The sequence below is a fragment of the Maricaulis sp. D1M11 genome (assembly GCF_047308265.1).
Taxonomy (GTDB): Bacteria; Pseudomonadota; Alphaproteobacteria; order Caulobacterales; family Maricaulaceae; genus Maricaulis.
This window is the reverse complement of record NZ_JBKQWY010000008.1, coordinates 104,152-120,364: the sequence shown is the minus strand read 5'-3', so window position 1 is coordinate 120,364 and position 16,213 is coordinate 104,152. Positions and strand designations below refer to the sequence as shown.

Sequence of the window (16,213 nt, the reverse complement as noted above, 5' to 3'; positions counted from 1 at the left end):
ACTTCAGGTGACCGGGAACGCGATGTCCGGTCTGTCAGAGACATGTTCGAAACAGAGGAGTTGCGTTGAACATGCCTTGCGTCAAGTCACTCATTGCCGCCACCGCTGCGGCCAGCCTGTCCGTGCTGACATCCCTGCCGGCCATCGCCCAGAGCTTCACCCTGTCGGCAGCCGACGAGGCGCAGCTGCGCCAGCGTGTCGAGGAGGGCGCCTATGGCACCGTCACCAGTGTCGCCATTCTCCATCAGGGCGAGACGAGGCTCTCGCTCTATGCCCATGGCGCAGAAGCGACGACCCTGCACGATACACGCTCGGTCACCAAGACGATCACCGGATACGCCGTGTCCGCCGCCATCGCCCGGGGAGAACTCAGCCTCCAGACCCGTGTGGCGGATTATTTCCCCGATTATGCCGATTCCATGGATGATCCGCGCAAGCGGGCGATCACGGTGGAGGATTTGCTCACCATGTCCGGTCCGCTGGAGTGCAATGACTGGAGCGAGTTTTCTCGCGGCAATGAGGAACGCATGTATCTGGTCGAGGACTGGACCGGATTTTTCTGGACCCTGCCGGTCCGGGGTTATCCGGCTTGGGCCACACCGCCCGATGAGACGCCCTATGGCCGCGCCTTTTCCTATTGTACAGCGGGTGTTCAGCTGCTGGGTGAACTGGTGGAGCGCGCCACCGATCAGGCCTTTACCGCGTTTACCGAACACACCGTGCTGGCGCCACTGGGTATTGAAACCGTGCACTGGTCGCGCAATGGCCAGGGACAGGCGCATATGGGCGGTGGGTTGCGGCTGACCACACTGGACCTGGCCCGGCTGGGCGAGCTGCAACGGCTGGACGGTGTGTGGCAGGGCTCACAGATCCTGGCCGAGGGCTGGGCTGATGGGGCGCTGACGCCCCGGGCCGATATCCCGAACACGCCGGGCTATCTCTATGGCTATTTATGGTGGCTGATCCCCTATGAGGTGGCGGGTGACACCTATTGGGCTGCGGCGATGACCGGAAATGGCGGCAATCGGGTGATGGTTCTGCCGGATTTCGCTCTTACAGTGGTGTTCACCAATACCGATTTCAACACACCGGGCATGCATCAAAACGCGCAGCGCTTTTTCGAGACCGAAATCGTCGCACGGCTGGGTCGCTAACGCCTCTGATGGGGGTGTCAGAAGGTGTTGTACTCGGCTCTTTGTTTGCCCGCTCGTTTGTTTCGCCCCTCACCCGCCTCGTTGCACTCGGCACCCTCTCCCCCGACGGGGAGAGGGAAAGAAGAGTCCTTCTCCCCACTGGGGAGAAGGTGGCGCGCAGCGCCGGATGAGGGGCTCCAGCAAAAAGAAACAAACGGGTGAGGGGCCTCTGAAAAAAGCCCGGTGAGGGGCCTGCCGAAAATCCGCGCAGACCCGCCCTAGTTGATCTGGAAATTGCGGCGCAGGGCGAGCAGGGAGAGGAAGATCAGGGCCGAGGCCAGGAGCCCGTGCACCAGCATGCCGGCCATGATGACACCCCGAAACAGCGGGGCGCCATCGCCCAGATAGCCAAACACCTCCCCGCGCCCGGCCAGCAGGCGGAAGGGCCCGAGCGCGCCCTTGGTCACGGCTTCCACCAGCTCGAAGACAAAGGGGTGGGCGGTGTCGCCGCACGCCATGCCCCAGCAGATATCCTCTAGAACGCGACTTCCGCTCCATCCCGAGGCCACGGCTAACCCGATATAGACGAGGAGTATCCAGAACGAGGCCTTGATCAGCGTGGCCAGTGGCGCGGTGACGGAGCCGCCATAGTGGCTGATCCGGCCATACCGCTGGGAGGCCCAGAGCTGGAATTGCCGGTTGGGCCGCGGCAAGAGCCAGGCCCGCAAGCGATGCCATCGCGCATGAATTCGCTTGGGATGGTCGCGCACTTTGTCGCGCATTTCGGAGCGCCTATCCGCCAGTGCGTGTTTCGTGCGGTGTTCACGCGCGCGGATTTCATAGCTGAAAAAATGCTGTTCGCGGGCCTTGTCTTCCGCCGCCGCCATCTGCGTTTTCAGCACCCGGCAGCCCGCTTCCAGTGCGGCAAAACGATTATCCGCGCCGCGCCGTTCACGCTCGGGGTCTTCTAGGGGCTCGTAACTGTTAGCCGTGCGCGCGATCTCATCACGCTCGGCAGCGCTCTGCGCGTCCTCCAACGCCTGTTCGAACTGGTCATCCATGGGATGAACCGGGTCGACAGACAGGCCCTGATCGAGGCGAATGCCCTGAAAAGCGGAAAAGGGCAGGTGCTCCACGCCTTTCAGGTCGAGCACTTCGTTGAAGCGGCAATTCTCAAACAGGCCATCGCGGTCTTCAGCGGTCTTGGGGAAGCTGCAGCGCGCGAAATCAGCGGTGCGTTTAAACAGGGCATTGCGGAAGCTGGTGGGTCCTTCAAACACGCAGCCGAGCTTCAACGCCTGGTCAGGCCCCAAACTCTGCCGGGCCAGGCCAAAAAAACAATCCTCCTCGAAAACCACATCGGCAAACACGGCGGCCCCAGGAAAGCGCGCATCGATCCACTCCGTCCGGCCCTTGAACCGGCTACCGAAAAAATCAAAGTGGGATCGAACCTGTTCGGGCTTTGGGCCTTCGGGGCTATCTTCGGCCGAGTTGAGTCCCGTGAACACGGCGGAATGTGCGAATTCGACAGATTGAAAAAGGGCCTTTCCGCCGGAGAATTGCGCTTCGTAGAAGCTTGCGTATCCGCCGGAGAATTGTGCCTTATCGAAGCTTGCGTATCCGCCGGAGAACTGCGCGAATCAGAATTCTGCGTCACCGCCGGAGAATTGCGCTTCGTAGAAGCTTGCGTATCCGCCGGAGAATTGTGCCTTATCGAAGCGTGCGTATCCGCCGGAGAATTGCGCGTCTCTGAAGCTCGCGTCACCGCCGGAGAATTGTGCCTTATCGAAGCTTGCGTATCCGCCGGAGAATTGCGCGTCTCTGAAGCTTGCGTCACCGCCGGAGAATTGTGCCTTATCGAAGCTTGCGTATCCGCCGGAGAATTGCGCGTCTCTGACGCTTGCGTCACCGCCGGAGAATTGTGCCTTATCGAAGCTGGCGTATCCGCCGGAGAATTGCGCGTCTCTGACGCTTGCGTCACCGCCGGAGAATTGTGCCTTATCGAAGCTTGCGTATCCGCCGGAGAACTGCGCGAATCGGAAGTCTGCGTCACCGCCGGAGAATTGCGCTTCTTGGAGGTTTGCGTCACCGCCTGAGAATTGCGCTTTGTAGAATTCTGCGTCACCGCCGGAGAATTGCGCTTCGTAGAAGCTTGCGTCTCCGCCTGAGAATTGCGCTTTGTAGAAGCTTGCGTCACCGCCGGAGAATTGCGCGCCTCGGAAGTTTGCGTCACCGCCGGAGAACTGCGCGAACCTGAAGTCTGCGTGTCCGCCGGAGAATTGTGCTTCAAAGAAGAATGCGCTTTCGCTGGAGAATTGCGCGTTGTCAAAGCGTGTCGGAGAGCCGAACACGGTCCAGTTAAAGGAAGCGATCGCCAACCAGCGGGTGTAATCCGCCCTTAGATGATAGGCGCCCGCCTCGGTCTGTGCCCCGACCTGAGACGGGGCGGGCGGGCGGGGCAGGGTTCGGATCTGGGCCCCGCTCAACTGGGCGCGCCGGTCCGGACCGATAAGTGTTTCATTCTCCCATACTCCAATCTTTTCCACCTCGGTTCTCGCGGCTGTGCGGATACGATAGGCGAGCTCTGTCTTGAGGGTCTGCCAGCGCGCATCTTCTGCATTTGTTTTCCAGCTGTCCGCCCCGTCTTTCCAGTGCTCGGGCAGGTGGCAGATGTGAAAACGTGGCTGGTCGTCATGGTCTTCCAGCAGACCCGCGGCGAGCAAGTTCTCATCCGAGAGCAGCGACTGACCATTCCAGCGCCAGTAATCCTGCAGCGTGGCGTCGCGAGACCCCTCAGGCAGGGCGGGATCCTCGCGCTCCATCACCTGACCGTCCGGTGTGATCGACCAGCCTTGCCAAGGGTGTATGGGATGACCGCCTTTATTCAGTGCCGCCAGTCCCGCCCAGGAAAAATCCTGCGCCCACCACTTGTCCCACCATTCCTGGTCGAGACGGGCTTTGAGCTCTGCGCGTTTTGGACCTGTCAGCTTGGCCATTGTATCCCCCTGACATGCAGTGTAGCGCGCGGCTTCAAACACGCAATGGGTGTGTCGGGGGTGGTGTCGGGGAGTGTTTGCTGGTCTCTTGTTTGCCCGCTGGATTGTTTCGCCCCTCACCCGCCTCGTTGCACTCGGCACCCTCTCCCCCGACGGGGAGAGGGAAAGAAGAGTCCTTCTCCCCCACTGGGGAGAAGGTGGCGCGCAGCGCCGGATGAGGGGCTCCTGCAAAAAGAAACAAACGGGTGAGGGGCCTCAAAAACACTGGCGGATCAAGTCGGTTCCCGATTGCCCGTAGCGCTGGCGTTGTTGAGGAGAGAACTCGGCTCGAAAGCGCGTCTTTCAGCTCGGCCGGTACAGCGGGGGTTGGATCGGTAGACGTCAGTGCCGCTGACCTCCGCCCGCCAGGCGTGTTACGCTGAACCGTTGCAGAGTTTGGGGATGAGATGAAACGGACGGCACAGTGTTCTTGCGGACAGCTCAGAGTGATCGCGACATCGGAACCCACATCTGTGTCGCTGTGTCACTGCAAAGCGTGCAAGCGTCGCACGGGGTCCAGCTTCGGGGTGGCCGTGTTTTTTGATCACGCGGATGTCCAGCTGACCGGAGCCTCTAGTGTATATGAGAGGCAGGGGGAATCCGGACACCGTATCCGGTTCCATTTTTGTCCTCACTGTGGATCGACCGTTTACTGGTATCCACAGGTCAAGCCGAAACATATCGCCGTGGCTCTGGGCTGTATCGACGATCAAACGGGTCTGAAACCGTCCAAGGAAGCGCATATCGAGCAGCGGCAAGCCTGGCTCGACCCGATCCGTTAGGTGACTAGTTGTCCTGTTGCGCCTGTTCCAGCTGTTCTTCTGCTTCCAGCCATTTTTCCTCGGCGGCGTCGATCAGCTCCACCGCCTTGGCGCGCTTGATCTGGAGATCCGTGGCCGTCTGGGGATCTTTTTCATACAGCCCCGGTGTGGCCAGGCCCTTATCGATCACCTCCAGCACGCCGCGCAGGCGTTCGGCTTCCTTTTCCCATTTCGTGATGGCGTCACGCAGGGGTTTGAGGGCCTTGCGCTGATCGGCCGCCGAGCGCCGGGCAATGGATTTCTCATCAGTGGCGAGCGTTTTTTTCTTCGGCGTATCCTTGCCTGCCCGCCCGATCAGGGAGAGGCGATAAGTCTCGATATCGTCCTCATAAGGCAGGACCTTGCCATCACCGACCACCCATAATCGGTCGACACAGGCCTCGATGAGATAGCGGTCGTGACTGATGAGGATCACAGCGCCTTCATAGGCATTGATCGCCTGGATCAGCTCATTGCGACTATCCATGTCGAGGTGGTTGGTCGGCTCGTCGAGGATCAGCATGTGCGGACCGTCAAACGTGATCAGATTGAACAGGAGTCGCGCCTTTTCGCCCCCTGAGAGGGATTTGGCCGGCGTTTCCTGACGGTCTCCGGGCAGTCCGAAACGGGCCAGGCGCGATCGTCGTTGTGCTTCGGTGGCGTCAGGCATGCGTTCGATCACATGCTGATAGGCGGACACGTCCGGCGAGAGATGTTCGATCTGGTGCTGGGCAAAAAAGGCAATCTGCAGCTTCTTGTGCTTGCGCAGGAAGCCGTCCATCGGGGCGAGACGATCGGACAGGAGTTTGGCCAGCGTGGATTTACCCGCGCCATTGCGTCCGAGAATGCCGATCCGGTCGTCGGGATCAATGCGAAGATTGATATCCCGCAGGACCGGCTTGCCCGGTTCATAACCGGCCTGGAGATTTTCCATGCGCACAATGGGCGGTGCCATGCGACGCTGTGGACTGGGAAAATCAAAGGGCGAGACCGGATCATCGACAATCGTGGCGACGGGCTGCATGCGTTCGAGCATTTTCACCCGCGACTGGGCCTGTTTGGCCTTGGAGGCCTTGGCCTTGAACCGGTCGACAAAGCTTTGAAGATGACGACGCTGGGCGTCCTGCTTTTCCAGTAATTTCATTTGCAGGCGTTGCTTCTCGCGCAGAGCCTTTTCGAAATCATCATAACCCCCTTCATAGACGCTGATCTTGGCGTCCTTGAGATGGGCGATGCGCTGGACGGCGCCATTGAGCAGGTCGCGGTCGTGCGAAATGATCAGAACCGCACCGGGGAAGGCTTTCAGATAGGACTGAAGCCACATCACTCCTTCCAGATCGAGATAATTGGTCGGCTCGTCGAGCAGGAGCAAGTCGGGGCGCGCAAAGAGTGTGGCGGCGAGGGCGACCCGCATGCGCCACCCACCGGAGAATTCCCGGCAGGCCCTTTGCTGATCCACACCGGAAAAGCCCAGTCCGGACAGAATGGATCCGGCGCGGGCTTCGGCAGAGTGGGCGTCGATATCGGCGAGGCGGGTCTGGATCTCGGCTATACGGTTGGGGTCGGTTGCGGTTTCCGACTCGTGCAGCAGGGCGGCGCGTTCCGTGTCCGCTGCGAGCACGACCTCCATCAAGGTTTCGTCACCGCCGGGCGCCTCCTGGGCGACCCAGCCGAGACGGGCGCCCTTGAGCACACGGGCCTCGCCGGTTTCCGAGGAGAGTTCGCCCCGGATCAGGCGGAAGAGCGTGGATTTGCCGGTACCATTGCGCCCCACAAGCCCCATCTTGGCCTTGGCGGGCAGGGCGAACGTGGCCTGGTCAAACAGGGTGCGGCCTTCAATCCGGAAGGTGAGATCATTGACGTGTAACATGGGATTTGGGGGCGTAGCGCTTCGTTTCCCCGTGTGCAAGCGCTTTGGCAGTCTCCCGCCCGGGACGGGCGCGCAGACTGTCCCGCTGTGCCCGCACGTCCGGCTGAGGCAGAAGGCGGACAACCTCTTGGGACGAGTGTTGAACATAATCGAGGAAGATCATGTCGTCTTTTCTTGCCCTCTCGGCCCTGGCCGTTCTGACCGTGAGCGATCCGGTCGATGCGACCTTTGCCAGTAATGAACATCATCAGTTTTCCGCGCAGGAAATGGAGCGGATTGGCGAGCGCCTGGCTGTGATCCATGCCCGTGTTGCCACCGACTTCCCGCATCTGGATGACCGGGTGAATGTGTCTGTTGTGCCAGTGAACCGTCCCGTTCTGGATGCTCTGGGCGGTGTGACCGGCCGGGCCGACCAGGTGGACCAGGTTCTGATTGAGATGTCGGTCACCTTTCCCGGTGGCATGGATGCCGCATCCGAGGCCGGACTGGACGCGACCTTCGCACATGAGCTTCACCACACCGCGCGCGGCTGGCTGATCAATGGCAATCATTATGGCTATGGCATCCAGATTGCCGCCATCAATGAGGGGCTGGCGACGGTCTATGCGGAAGAGCTTTTAGGGACGGTCAACCCCTCCGACCTGCCGCCCGAAGATGTCGAGGCGTGGGCCCTGGAAATCCTGGCACTGCCGCAGGCCTCCGATTACGGGCACTGGATGTTTTCCCATCCCGACGGACGCGAAGCGATTGGATACCGGACCGGACGCTGGGTGGTGCGCCGCGCCATGGCGCGTTCCGGGCTGTCGATCATCGAATTATCCGACATGACACCGGAGGCGATCTGGCGTCTGGCCGGCTATGATTGGGACCGCGCTTTGAGGTGATCCAGGGTCTGCCCGGTCGGGCCGATGTGTCAAAAGAGCCGTGTGTCCCGGACCCCGGGGATGCCGGCTCGTCTGGCGCCGCAGCCGATAGATTTTGGATCCATAAGCGTTATACTATAACGCAAATGTAATCCCGACCGTGCTGGACGATAGAGTATCGGCAGCTTAACCTCGCGTCATGCGAGAATGCGGGCGAGGTCTAAACGCATTCCGCGCAACATATAATCGGGGTAATCAATGAAACCTATTCTTGCCGCCACGGTGGCGTTTTCAGCGCTGGCATTTGTGGCTCCGGCCTGTGCCCAGTCTGAAGACGACACCCTGTCGAGTGGAACTTTCTCCGCTTTCGAATTGCGCAATATCGGCCCGGCCTTCATGTCCGGCCGGATTTCCGACATCGACATCCATCCGGATGACCCGTCGACCTGGCTGGTCTCTGTCGGCTCCGGCGGTGTTTGGCGCACGGAAAATGCCGGTACGACCTGGACGCCGCTGTTTGATGGCCAGCCTGTCTATTCGATCGGTGCGCTGACCATCGATCCGAGCGCGCCCGATGTCATCTGGGTGGGGTCCGGTGAAAATGTGGGCGGGCGCCATGTCGGTTGGGGTGACGGGATTTACCGCTCTACCAATGGTGGCCAGACCTGGGAGAATATGGGCCTGCCTGACAGTGCGCATATCTCGCAGATCATTGTGCACCCGGACGACAGCGATACGGTCTGGGTTGCGGCCCAGGGTCCGCTCTGGTCCTCGGGCGGAGATCGCGGTCTGTTCAAGACCACTGACGGCGGTGAGACATGGGAGAATGTCCTCTCCGACGGCGAATGGACCGGTGTGACCGACGTGATCATCGATCCGCGCAATCCGGACCGCCTGTATGCGGCCACGTGGCAGCGTCACCGCACGGTCGCGGCCTATATGGGCGGCGGACCAGAAACGGCGATCTACACGTCGGAAGATGGTGGCGAGAGCTGGGACAAGCTGTCCGTCGGCCTGCCCACCGGAAATCTCGGCAAGATTGGCCTGGCCATTTCGCCGCAAAATCCGGACGTGATCTACGCCGCGATCGAAACCGAGCGCCGCGAAGGCGGTCTGTGGCGGTCCGAGGATCGTGGTCAGTCCTGGTCGAAAATGTCGGACGAGGTCGCCGGTGGCACGGGTCCGCATTATTATCAGGAGCTCTATGCCAGCCCGCACAATTTCGACGAAATCTATCTGGTGTCCAATACCAGCCGCTATTCCCGTGATGGCGGACGCACGTTCGAGTCGATCGACAACACCAACAAACACGTGGACGATCATGCGATAGCCTTCCGTGAGGACGATCCGGATTTCATCCTGTTCGGATCAGATGGCGGGCTGTATGAGAGCCTCGATGGCATGCAGACTTGGCGTTACATGGCCAATCTGCCGATCACCCAGTTCTACAAGATCGCCGTCGATGACAGCGAACCTTTCTATTCCGTTTATGGGGGGACGCAGGACAATTCGACACAGGTCGGTCCGTCCCGCACGCTGAACCGCCACGGCATCCGCAATGATGACTGGGAAGTCGTGGTGTTCGCCGATGGTCACCAGCCCGCGACCGAGCCGGGCAATCCGGACATCGCCTATGGCCAGTGGCAGCAGGGTAATCTGGTCCGTTTTGACCGCACGACCGGTGAGATCGTTTATATCCAGCCGCGCCCGGCGCCGGGCGAAGACCCGCAGCGCTATAACTGGGATGCACCGATCCTCGTGTCCTCGCACGACCCGGCGCGTATCTATCACGGGTCCCAGCGTCTGTGGCGGTCGGATAATCGCGGTGACAGCTGGACGCAATTGTCCGGCGATCTGACCCGCAACCAGGACCGTATGCAATTGCCGCTCATGGGGCGCCAATGGTCCTGGGAAGCGAGCTGGGACATCTATGCGATGTCCAATTTCAACACGATCACCTCTATCGCCGAAAGCCCGGTGAATGAGGATGTGTTGTTTGTGGGCACGGATGACGGTCTCATCCAGACCACGACCGATGGCGGCGCCAACTGGACCGTCACCGATGTCTCGCGTCTGCCGGGTGCACCGCGTGGGGCCTATGTCAACGACATCAAGGCCGACCTGTTTGACGAGAACACGCTCTATGTGGCGCTCGACAATCACAAATACGGCGATTTCACACCGTATCTCTACATGTCGACGGATGGCGGACGTCGCTGGACCAATATCGGCGAGGACCTGCCCGAAGATCACGTGGTCTGGCGTATTGTGCAGGACCACGAGAATCCGGACCTGCTCTTCACCGGCACCGAATTCGGCGTCTTCTTCTCGGTCGATCGCGGTGAGAACTGGATCAAGCTGACCGGTGGGGCACCGACGATTGCCTTCCGCGATCTGCAGATCCAGCGTCGTGAAAACGATCTTGTGGCCGGCAGTTTTGGTCGCGGCATTTTCGTGCTCGATGACTACTCGCCCTTGCGCGAGGTTTCGGCGGAGGCTCTGGAGGCCGATGCGCTCCTGTTCCCGAGCCGCGATGCGCTTTGGTATATGGAAGAGCACCCGCTGGGCTTTGGTGCCGGTGGCTCGCAAGGCCATGGCTATTACCGGGCCGAGAACCCTGATTTCGGCGCGGTGTTCACCTACTACCTGAATGACGGCCTCCAGACCGCAGCGGAAATCCGTCAGGACGCGGAAGCGGACCGGATTGAAGCCTGGGACGATACGCCATTCCCCGGTTTTGACACTGTTGAAGCCGAGCGTCGTGAACATGCACCGGAAGTCTGGCTGGTGGTCTCCGATCAACGCGGCAATGCGGTGCGCCGTATCCCGGGCGCGACCGGGTCCGGTTTCCATCGGGTCAGCTGGGATCTGCGTCGTCCGCTTGGCTCGGCGATTACCCGGGCCGGTGGCGAGGAGATCCCGTCCGGTGTGATGGTGGCTCCGGGCACGTATACAGCGACGCTCTATCAGCGCGTTCGCGGTGAAACCACACAGCTCGCAGCTCCCGTGGAGTTCGACGTGGTCCCGCTGAGATCCGGCGCGCTGGAAGGGGGTACCCCGGCTGAAGTGGCGGCGTTCTGGGATCGTCTGAATGATTTCCAGGCGGATGTCTCGGCAGCCAATGCCATGTTGTCCGACATGGATGACCGTCTGGACATTATGCGGACGGCTCTTGTGCGGGCACCCGCGGCACCGGGTGAACTGGATGCCCAGTGGCAGGCTTTGCGCGATGAGGTCTATGCCATTGAAGAAGCCCTCAATGGCAATCAGTCCCATGGCGGTTTTTACGGTGCGCGTCCGGACACGATCAGCAGCCGTCTGAGCATGGTGGGTCTGGGTGTTGGAAACTCGACCTATGGGCCGACACCAAGCCATCTGGAGCAGTTCGGATATGCCCAGGATGAGTTCGCCGAAATCCGCACACGCCTCAATGCGCTTTATGAGACGGATTTCCCGGCTCTTGAACGCGCGCTGGATGAGGCCGGGGCCCCCTGGCGTCGTTCGGGTGGCACGGATCGTTTGCCGAACTGAAGCACCGGGTCATATCGACCCCTGTCACAAAAACGGGCCGCAGCGCATGCTGCGGCCCGATCTGTTTGAGCTAGCCGCCGAAACGTAGACGCACGCCCATCCGCATCCAGCGCCCCGCGCTTGGTAAGCCCAGCTGCGGTTCGATCCGGGTATCGGTCACATTATCGACCCGCACGAACAGATCCCACGACTGGGTTTGCGGTGCGTAGTCCAGGCCGAGATTAAGCGCGGTCGACCGGGCGAGCGGTTCAAAGACATCTTCATCGGTGAAGGAATAGGCCCGGCCGCGATGGCTGGCCTCTGCAGACAGGCTGAGAGCAGGACTGGCCTGATACCGGGCCGCAAGACGGGCGATCAGCTCCGGTCGTTCCGACAAAAAGCGTTGATTGTCGAGACCAATGGAATCTTCCCGGCGCAGTCGCATGGCCGTGAGGCCGGCATCGAACGAGATTTGATCGCTGATCTGCCAGTTCAGTCGGGTCTCGACACCCAGGGCCTTGGCCCCCTGAGCATTGACGCGTTGACGCAGACGCTGACCGTTGAGGGTCAGATTGATCTGATCAAGCGTATCGTCCTGTTGCCACGCAAAGGGGGTCACGCTCCAGTTGAGCGTGTCTCCGCCATAACGGATCTCCATATCCGCCGAGTAAAGCGTCTCGGCCTCCAGATCCGGATTGGGCAGGAAACGATTGAGGGCCGTACCGTAGAGTTCGCGCAAAGTCGGAATCCGCGCCTTGCGGCTCAGCGAGGAGCGCAGGCTCCAGCGCTCGCCAACATGCCAGAACAGGCCCGCGGTCGCATTCCAAGTGTCGAAATCGCCGGTTTCGGGGCGTCCGGCTGTCTCGGTGGCTTCAAGCCGGTCCGCGCTGGCACCGGCAAACAATGTCAGGCTTTCGCCCAGATCGCGCTCATACTCGGCCCCCACACTGTAACGACGATCCCCAAACCTGTCCGGGGTTGCGGGATCTTGCCCGGCAGCGACCTCACTCTGGTCGTGTGAGGTGTCGAGCACGGTGAGTGACAGGCGCAGATCGCCGCCGGCGATCTCGCGGATGTCGCCGATCAGGCGCAGGCCGTAGGCGAGGTCCTCATCGCGCTGGGTTTCGTCGAGGACGAGATAGGTGTCGTCCGTGAAGGCGTTGATGGTTTGCCGGGCAGATTGGTGCCAGACACTGGCATGCAGATCCGCCTGTTGCGACACGGCCAATCCGCCGCGTACAGTGACCAAGGTCTGGTCCGCCTCGGGATAACGCCAGAAACGCTGTCGTCCCTGGGAGGTGCGGTCAAACCGGGCCGGAGCAATTCCGAACGCGGCCTGGGAATGCAGTATGGACGCAGACAGATAAGCCTGATCACCGATGTCTTGGCGGATACGGCCGATCAGGCTCACACGTTCGCGGTCCGTATTCTCCACACCGGGCTGGGTCTCGTGTTCGAGATATTCGGCGGCCAGCATAAATTGTGTGTCGGCGTGGGTGTCTGCCCAGCGAATCTGCCCCTGGCGAAGATCAGCCTCGCCCACGCTCAGGCTCAGCGCGCCGGGTTGATCGACATCGAAGGGCGAAAGCGGCGCAATCTCGATTACACCGCCAGCGGCGTTGACGCCGTAGAGCGAGGAGGCGGGGCCGGACTGGACATCAACAGACCCGATCGCGCCCGCCGGGATAGTGGCCAGATTGATGCGGTTATCCCAGGGGATATTGAGGGCGGCGCCGTCGAAATAGAGTGCAGTCTGGCGTTCTCCGGCATTACGCAGGTAGACGAGGGTCTCGCCGCGTGAATTCGTGGTGATATTGGCCGATGGCGACAGGCGAAGGACATCGGCGATTGAGGCCGGTTTGATCGCCTCGATCTCGGCCGTATCCAGAGTCTCCAGTGATTGATTGGCCGGAGAGCGTTCCAGCACCGAGCCGATCACCGAGATCCGGTCTTCGATGGGAAAACCGGGCGGGTCAGCCGGGCCACTCGATGTCTGGGCCCATAGCGGTGAGGCAGCACCGATGGCCAGGGCGCTGGAAAACAGCAAACGCATAATCAGTCTATCCCCTCTGGCCTCGTTATCGGGCCATTTAGATACATGGAGTTAGGCGCAAATTCCGGTCGGGTCCAGTGACAGGATCGTCAGGAAACACGCCCCTCTCTTTCCAACCCTGTCTTACCCCGCTATAAGCCGCGCGAATCCTTCCTCTGGTCCGGCGGTCGCCGGGTCATTTCGACGTCATTGCAAGGAATACGATCATGGCGATCCAACGTACATTTTCCATCATCAAGCCGGACGCAACAGCGCGCAATCTCACCGGTGCCATCAACGCCAAGATCGAAGGTGCCGGCCTGCGCATCATCGCTCAAAAGCGTATCCGCCTGACCCAGGAACAGGCCGAAGGTTTTTACGCTGTGCACAAAGAGCGTCCTTTCTTCAATGACCTGGTCTCCTTCATGATTTCCGGCCCGGTCGTCGTCCAGGCTCTGGAAGGTGAAGACGCCATCGCCAAGTATCGCGAAGTCATGGGCGCCACCAATCCGGAAGATGCTGCCGAGGGCACGATCCGCAAGGAGTTTGCCGAGTCCATTGAAGCCAATTCCGTGCACGGTTCCGACGCACCGGAAACCGCTGCTGAAGAAATCCCGTTCTTCTTCTCCGACGACGAAATCGTCGGCTAAGCGAACAGGTCCAATCGGACAGACAAGGCCCGTGGCTCATGCTGCGGGCCTTTTTGTGTGTGCGGCGCTTGAACAGGGGCGGTGCACGGCGGTGCTGAGAAACGCATGGCGGTATTCTGCCAGACGGCACATGAAACGGGTTGGCGCAGGGCTCTCGCTCCCCCACATCCACGATCTCGCCCGTTGAGCGAGGCAGACGTCAGGAGGCGGTCATGGACTGGGCCCTTTATCTCACTTTCGTCCTGTTTGTGGTGTCGATGTCCGTCACCCCGGGGCCCAATAATCTGATGATGATGTCGTCAAGCATTGTGTTTGGTGTGAAGCGCACCCTGCCGCACTGGATCGGCGTCAATATCGGCTTCAATCTGATGCTCGTGGCGGCCGTGTTCGGACTGGGCGAGTTGGTCCAGCGTTTTCCCTGGATGCTCACCGTGATCAAGGTCGCGGGCTCACTCTGGCTGGCATGGATGGCGTGGCAATTCTTGCGGGCTGCGCTCTTTCCTGCGCCCTCAGGGACGTCTGAAAACCGTAGCGAGGGTAGCCGACCACTTCACTGGTATGAGGCGGCCCTGTTTCAGTGGGTCAATCCCAAGGCGATCCTGATGACGATCTCGGCCGCCGGCGTTTATTACGGTCTGGCAGACGCCATCTGGTCGCGTGCCGCGATCATGGCCGGGACATTTGCCGTTCTGGGACCACCCTGTGGCATGGCCTGGATCCTGGCAGGCGGGGTATTGCGTCGTTTCATGTCCGATCCGCGCTGGGCGAGGCCGATGAACGCCGTGATTGCGGGCATTCTTCTGCTGACCATCGGCCTCATCCTCGCGGGCTAGACCCTGCGGTCTAGTCCTGGCGGTGTCTGTCTTCGATATGGTCGATCAATTGTTGCAGGACCACGTCCTGAGATCCGCGCAGGGGCGGGATGTCGAGCGGAATGTCCGGTGTCACCGGATGCACCCGGGTTTCGCCATTGGGACGGATGATATGGGCCTTGGGATACCCCACCTGGATACCGGTGCGCGGAAGGGTGAAGGTCTCCATGGCGCCATATGTCGTGGCCATATCGGCTGTGGTCTCTCCGGCAATCAGCCCGAAGCCGTAATCCTGGATCAGGGCGGCGGCATTGACGGCATTGGAGAAGGAGTACCGGTTGACCAGCACATAGACCTCGCCCTCAAAACGCAGCGTAGGATGGGGCGTGGCGAAGGGGATATCAAACTCCACTGTCTCCCCGTTTTGCGAATTGGCATAGAGCGCCGCGAACTGTGCACTCACAGACTGGGTCGCGCCGGGGTCTTCCGCCAGTCGGGCCGCGTTGGAGGCCGTTGTGGCGTCGCTGACCCGGATCGTGAAGCGGGAGGCGAAGCGGAAATCCTCGTCCGCGAACGGCGCAATGACAGGGTCAGAGAAAGAGCTGTCCCCTCCCGGATTGTCGCGCAGGTCCAAAATCAGGTGCGAGGCGCCCGATTGGATGAGGGTCTCATAGGCCGCCTCGATCCGCGCCACATAGGCCGTATTGTCCCAGACCACGCCGCCCGGCTCGGTGTTGTAGAAGGGCCCTGGGCGTAGATAGGCGATGTCCGGCGTCGGGAAATCCTGTGAAAACCCATCCAGGGAGATCACATCCGGCGTGGTTTCGGCATGCTGGCTGTGGGTGTGTGCGTCGAGCAGGGGCACCACCACGTCTACCGTCTCGCCGGACGTCTTGCGGATGGTGAGGCTCAGTTCGCGCGCCTCAGGATATTCGATCCAGATCAGGCCGGGCAGATAGAGCTCCAGCAGGGTGTGGGCCAGGTGAGGTGTGTCAGCCGAGATGTGACGGGTCAGACGTGGCATCCAGATCGCATTGGGTTCTCCCTCTAGCGCGAGCACCTCATCGCCCACGGACAGGGTTTCGAGACCGGACTGGTCACTTTCGATCCAGACACGGCCCTGGTGAACCCGAAGCGAGACGGGAAACATCACGCCCCCTTCGCTGACATGCTCGCTCCAGGCCGCTGCGGGAAAATCGATCCGGGTATGGCCGATGCGGGCAAGCGCCAGATAGGTCTGGAACAGGATCTGGGTTTCGGTAAGGGTGAGAGGCTCGGTGAGGCTCTCATGGATGAGGGCCCGATGCCGATCGAACACATCGCGCGGTGTGATGGCGTAGAGATCATACTGGGACGCTTCGAGCGTTGTATGAAGATCGTCCAGTTCCGCGCGCAGGGTCTGTGCGTCGAAGACGGGATCGGTGGGCGGTGAGACTTGCAGACTCAGGGCGACCAACAGGGGTGTCAGCATTTGCGATTTCCTCTTTTACTCCGACCGGGTTTCGTGC

The 16,213-nt window shown here is 60.9% G+C and carries 11 protein-coding genes; 6 read left to right on the top strand and 5 right to left on the bottom strand.

Features of this window, described 5'->3' with window-relative positions; all coding sequences use genetic code 11:
• Positions 1 to 71: 71 nt before the first annotated feature.
• Positions 72 to 1,154: a serine hydrolase domain-containing protein gene (locus tag RMQ97_RS13095; protein ID WP_413661341.1), complete on the top strand. Its 1,083-nt coding sequence runs from the start codon at positions 72 to 74 to the stop codon at positions 1,152 to 1,154.
• A gap of 257 nt (positions 1,155 to 1,411) precedes the next feature.
• Here the strand turns inward: RMQ97_RS13095 and RMQ97_RS13090 are convergent, their stop codons facing one another.
• Together RMQ97_RS13090 and RMQ97_RS13085 are read right to left on the bottom strand one after the other, a co-directional pair.
• Complete coding sequence (locus RMQ97_RS13090; RefSeq protein ID WP_413661340.1) at positions 1,412 to 2,641, bottom strand: pentapeptide repeat-containing protein; 1,230 nt, start codon at positions 2,639 to 2,641, stop codon at positions 1,412 to 1,414.
• A gap of 132 nt (positions 2,642 to 2,773) precedes the next feature.
• Positions 2,774 to 4,129 (bottom strand): pentapeptide repeat-containing protein, encoded by a 1,356-nt coding sequence (locus tag RMQ97_RS13085; RefSeq protein ID WP_413661339.1) that lies wholly within the window; start codon positions 4,127 to 4,129, stop codon positions 2,774 to 2,776.
• Positions 4,130 to 4,575: 446 nt separating this feature from the next.
• On the opposite strand from RMQ97_RS13085, the gene RMQ97_RS13080 reads away from it, so the two are divergent.
• On the top strand, positions 4,576 to 4,950 hold the full coding sequence (locus RMQ97_RS13080) for a GFA family protein (protein ID WP_413661338.1): 375 nt from the start codon (positions 4,576 to 4,578) through the stop codon (positions 4,948 to 4,950).
• Between the two features lie 4 nt (positions 4,951 to 4,954).
• Here RMQ97_RS13080 and RMQ97_RS13075 read toward each other — a convergent pair whose 3' ends face one another.
• Positions 4,955 to 6,838, bottom strand: a complete 1,884-nt coding sequence (locus tag RMQ97_RS13075; protein ID WP_413661337.1) for an ABC-F family ATP-binding cassette domain-containing protein — start codon at positions 6,836 to 6,838, stop codon at positions 4,955 to 4,957.
• A gap of 161 nt (positions 6,839 to 6,999) precedes the next feature.
• Here RMQ97_RS13075 and RMQ97_RS13070 point away from each other — a divergent pair, with 161 nt between their 5' ends.
• Positions 7,000 to 7,722, top strand: coding sequence for a DUF2268 domain-containing putative Zn-dependent protease (locus tag RMQ97_RS13070; RefSeq protein WP_413661336.1), 723 nt, complete (start codon positions 7,000 to 7,002; stop codon positions 7,720 to 7,722).
• Positions 7,723 to 7,959: 237 nt separating this feature from the next.
• Positions 7,960 to 11,232: a VPS10 domain-containing protein gene (locus tag RMQ97_RS13065; protein WP_413661335.1), complete on the top strand. Its 3,273-nt coding sequence runs from the start codon at positions 7,960 to 7,962 to the stop codon at positions 11,230 to 11,232.
• 70 nt (positions 11,233 to 11,302) lie between these two features.
• Here RMQ97_RS13065 and RMQ97_RS13060 read toward each other — a convergent pair whose 3' ends face one another.
• The gene (locus tag RMQ97_RS13060; protein WP_413661334.1) at positions 11,303 to 13,264 is read right to left on the bottom strand and encodes a TonB-dependent receptor; all 1,962 of its coding nucleotides are present in this window, start codon (positions 13,262 to 13,264) and stop codon (positions 11,303 to 11,305) included.
• Positions 13,265 to 13,470: 206 nt separating this feature from the next.
• Between RMQ97_RS13060 and ndk the strand changes: the two genes are divergently transcribed.
• Entirely contained in the window at positions 13,471 to 13,893 is a 423-nt protein-coding gene (gene ndk, locus RMQ97_RS13055; protein ID WP_413661333.1) for a nucleoside-diphosphate kinase, read from the top strand.
• A 212-nt stretch (positions 13,894 to 14,105) separates the two neighbouring features.
• Positions 14,106 to 14,726 carry a LysE family translocator gene (locus RMQ97_RS13050; protein WP_413661332.1) on the top strand — a complete coding sequence of 207 codons (621 nt, stop codon included), beginning with the start codon at positions 14,106 to 14,108 and terminating at the stop codon, positions 14,724 to 14,726.
• Positions 14,727 to 14,736: 10 nt separating this feature from the next.
• On the opposite strand, the gene RMQ97_RS13045 is transcribed toward RMQ97_RS13050, so the two are convergent.
• Entirely contained in the window at positions 14,737 to 16,176 is a 1,440-nt protein-coding gene (locus tag RMQ97_RS13045) for a S41 family peptidase (RefSeq protein WP_413661331.1), read from the bottom strand.
• Between the last annotated feature and the right edge of the window lie 37 nt (positions 16,177 to 16,213).